Below are 644 nucleotides of genomic sequence, written 5' to 3'. Positions count from 1 at the left end.
GTTTCCATCAGCCTGTTGAGTATTGCATCTGAAAATTATGATGGAAACGCCAAAATTCGAATTAAAATCCCCTGATTCACACAAACTAAAATACGCTCGCTTTAGCCGGGTTTTGGTTGATTTGAAAAAATGTTGATTTGCAAAACGGGGGATGGAAACAGTCATGTTGGAATTAAGTCTGACATAGCGCACCTCTCTCCATGGTGATATCCACATATCCACACTCCGGGTCGGGAAGGCGGTAATGCATTTACAAGCTGGTTGCCAACCGCCAGAAAACGTAGAAGAAGAAGAAGAATGCGAGCCTTATTTTGTTTCCGGTTCTGTGGAAAACTTGTGCCAGTTCGTAGTTTTCACCAAAGTCCGTACATTTAATGGAAACACGCAGGATTCATATTTATTTCAATGCGCATTTCCCAATGATTCGAATCACTTTTGGATGGAAACATACTGGCAACTGATTTCCCTGTCGACTAAACAGAAATTTTAAGACTAGTCGACTAGTCTAAAAAAGTGAAAACACTCAGAAAACTGTCAAAATTTAGCACAATTTTTTTGTCAAGTATTTGAAACGTCCCAAAAAATATTGTGTGCATCAAGATGTCGGTGAAGATGTCTGTCGTGCATCGAGAGCCCTTTGAAGT

At 40.1% G+C, this 644-nt stretch carries 1 protein-coding gene; it reads right to left on the bottom strand.

Features of this window, described 5'->3' with window-relative positions:
* Positions 1–216, bottom strand: a 216-nt coding sequence (locus tag R7O13_RS28035; RefSeq protein WP_318305343.1) for a hypothetical protein, incomplete at its 3' end; no start/stop codon positions are given.
* Positions 217–644: the final 428 nt, after the last annotated feature.

The organism is Vibrio sp. Y176, from assembly GCF_033438945.1.
The sequence above is the reverse complement of the archived record's forward strand: the minus strand, read 5'-3'. Positions and strand labels throughout refer to the sequence as shown.